The organism is Microcoleus sp. BM001215392 (genome assembly GCF_036700185.1).
Lineage (GTDB): Bacteria > Cyanobacteriota > Cyanobacteriia > Cyanobacteriales > Microcoleaceae > Microcoleus.
In genome coordinates this window covers 1-2715 of the sequence record NZ_JAUBOJ010000491.1, presented here as the reverse complement: position 1 = coordinate 2715, position 2715 = coordinate 1, and the positions used below count along the sequence as shown (strand labels likewise).

The following is a 2715-nucleotide window of genomic DNA, read 5'->3' as shown; positions in this document are numbered from 1 at the left end:
ATTCCTGTCGGAATCATCGCAAAATTCCTGTCGGAATCATCGCAAAATTCCTGTCAAAATCATCGCAAAATTCCTGTCAAAATCACCAAAAATACCCAATAATCTATCCAGAAAATAACCGAAAAGAGGTAATTATGAAGAAAAAAATGAGCAAATTATCCAAATATCTCATGCTTTTTTCGCTCACAATCTTACTATTTTGTACAAACTCAACCCAACCAGCTTACTCTCACTGGTCAGACTTATCAGTAGCCGAAATCATCGTCAACGATTTGCAAACCGAAATAACATTAACCTTTCCCACAGGCTTAACAAAATTTGCCGACGACAATGGAGACGGACAGTTACAACTGGCAGAAGTTAGGAATCATCAAACAGAACTAGAAAAGTTTTTAGGTCAAAAAATCAGCATCAGCAACAGTAGCAAAAATCCTGGATCGGTTACAGTCAAACCCCTAGAAATAGCAGCTAAAACTGCCAGCTTAATTCAACAGCCCAATACTCACAGCACCTTAATCTTAAACTATAGCTGGCCAGAATCTAACGTAACTTCAAAAAACCACAAATTGCGGATTAAATACAATCTATTTTTGCCAGGAGTACCGACAGCTAGCTGTCAAGCTACGATTGTAGAAGCCGGTGCTGTCAAAAGCATTGTATTTACGCCACAAAACCGGGATTTTTTACTAGGTGGAAAAGAATCAATCTGGGAGTCAGGTTGGAGTTTGATGCTAGCAGTAGTCGGAGCATTTACTTGGGGATGCGTGCACGCGATGTCCCCCGGACATGGGAAAACCATAGTCGGCGCTTATTTAGTAGGTTCGCGGGCGACTCCTGTACACGCTTTATTTTTAGCAGCAACAACCACAATTACTCACACTGCGGGCGTGTTTGGTGTCGGCGGAATAACGCTATTTGCTTCTAACTTAGTCGAGCCAGAAAAACTCGATCCTTGGCTAAGCTTAATCTCTGGTTTATTAGTAGCAATCATCGGCATCAAATTACTTTCAGAAAGAATCAAAACCAGGTTCGTAGTGAGGACTTCAGTCCGCACCAAAATCAACTTAAATCACCTCATCGAAAAAACCAGGTTCGTAGTGAGGACTTTAGTCGGCAAAAACCCAAGGACTAAAGTCCTTACTACGAACCTTGACGAACCAGTAAATCTTTTGACTAGGGGAACTTGGGAAAGAGAATTTAAACCTGTCAAGCCAGATATATCTCATCACTACCACCATCATGGAGACGGCCGCCTTCACTCGCATTTGCCGCCAGATGCTGACGGTTCTCCGATTACTTGGAAAAGCTTATTAGCATTGGGAATTTCTGGCGGTTTGTTGCCTTGTCCTTCCGCTTTGGTTATGCTGTTGAGTGCGTCGGCTTTGGGCAATGTTGGTTTGGGGATGACACTCGTGGTAGCCTTTAGTTTGGGATTGGCTGTGGTGCTGAGTGCGATCGGCTTAATCTTAGTTTATGCCAAACAACATTTTAATAAACTACCGAAACAGATTGCAGCAGTCAAACTTTTGCCAGCCATTAGCGCGGTGTTTGTAATGTTTTTGGGCTTGGGAATTACCGGAGACGCTATTTTGAAAATATTGGCTGCGAATCAATGGGTAATTGGCAATGGATAAGACAATTTAAGATGCTATGGTGCGTCAGCTTTGATTTTGTGAATCCAATGTTTTTGTGCTGAGGCGCATGATATCATGTCCTGTCAATTACTATAACAACAACGGTTTGTAGTGCGGAATGAATTCCGCAGCATTTTGCGGAATTCATTCCGCACTACGAATTAATTTTAACGAATATTACGGCGGTTAATCACTCGGACACGATATGAGAAACTAATACCAGTTTCAAAAAGTAATGCTACAAAATAAGTGTTTTTGTCTGACCGTGTTTGTAGGAGTGCGTCGCTATGAGATTTTCGCTAGAATGCGAGGGATTGTTCACAGCGACGCACCCTACGGCTGTTTTACCAGGAATTGCTGGTAACGAGTAGATTTATTCAATTTGCGGGAAATCCCCACCTATTTAACATCAGCTCGCGCTATGTTTATTAATAATTTCGGCTAAATCTGGGATGCCGTTTTCCACGTAAGTCTTTGCTGAGGGGCGGAGTTTGGCATAGGCGCCTTTAACAACTGCTCTGGTGCTGTTTTCGGCTTTTTTGTCACTAATTTGGAGCAATTGATCTGCTACTTGAATTTTTCTTTCAGTCAGATATGCGACTGGGCTGCCGTTGTTTACTGCTTCAGTCCACATTGGATCGAGTGCGATCGAGATTTCGGGCAAAAGTTGATCGACGACTTGGGCGCAATAGTCAGCCCGTATCCCCTTGACCGTAGAGTAGGCGGCTTTCAGAGCAAGCCCGCCCAATCCTGGCGCTGCTGCAACTTGTTTGTCTATCAATTTTACACAGTCATCAACAATAGTGTCTCTCTTGTTTTCATTCAATAGAATATCGCTAAGTCCCATTTTTCCTGTCCTTGATTTAACGGTAAATTTGCTGATGTGCTTTGAGTTTCATCTGGCGATTATATATCAATACGCTTTGGATCGCATAGTCCCGGAAGCAAAAGACTTTGCAAAACAGATATTGCGATTGCTTTTTGGTTGTACTCTGAGAAAAAAATGTTATGCCAACCGCTGCTGATTATATAGCGGTTCTCAAAAAAGTGAGGTATGCTCACGGAGGCCACGGAGGCCACG

The 2715-nt window shown here is 42.7% G+C and carries 2 protein-coding genes; one reads left to right on the top strand and one right to left on the bottom strand.

The window, feature by feature from the left end; all coding sequences use genetic code 11:
• Positions 1 to 146: 146 nt before the first annotated feature.
• Complete coding sequence (locus tag QT974_RS31300; RefSeq protein ID WP_333472272.1) at positions 147 to 1634, top strand: nickel/cobalt transporter; 1488 nt, start codon at positions 147 to 149, stop codon at positions 1632 to 1634.
• 409 nt (positions 1635 to 2043) lie between these two features.
• Here QT974_RS31300 and QT974_RS31295 read toward each other — a convergent pair whose 3' ends face one another.
• Positions 2044 to 2481, bottom strand: coding sequence for a DUF6918 family protein (locus QT974_RS31295; RefSeq protein ID WP_333472271.1), 438 nt, complete (start codon positions 2479 to 2481; stop codon positions 2044 to 2046).
• Between the last annotated feature and the right edge of the window lie 234 nt (positions 2482 to 2715).

Excerpts from the sequence above, each read along its gene's own strand:
- QT974_RS31300 (WP_333472272.1), top strand. The coding sequence starts at position 147 with ATGAGCAAATTATCCAAATATCTCATGCTTTTTTCGCTCACAATCTTA.
- QT974_RS31295 (WP_333472271.1), bottom strand. The coding sequence starts at position 2,481 with ATGGGACTTAGCGATATTCTATTGAATGAAAACAAGAGAGACACTATT.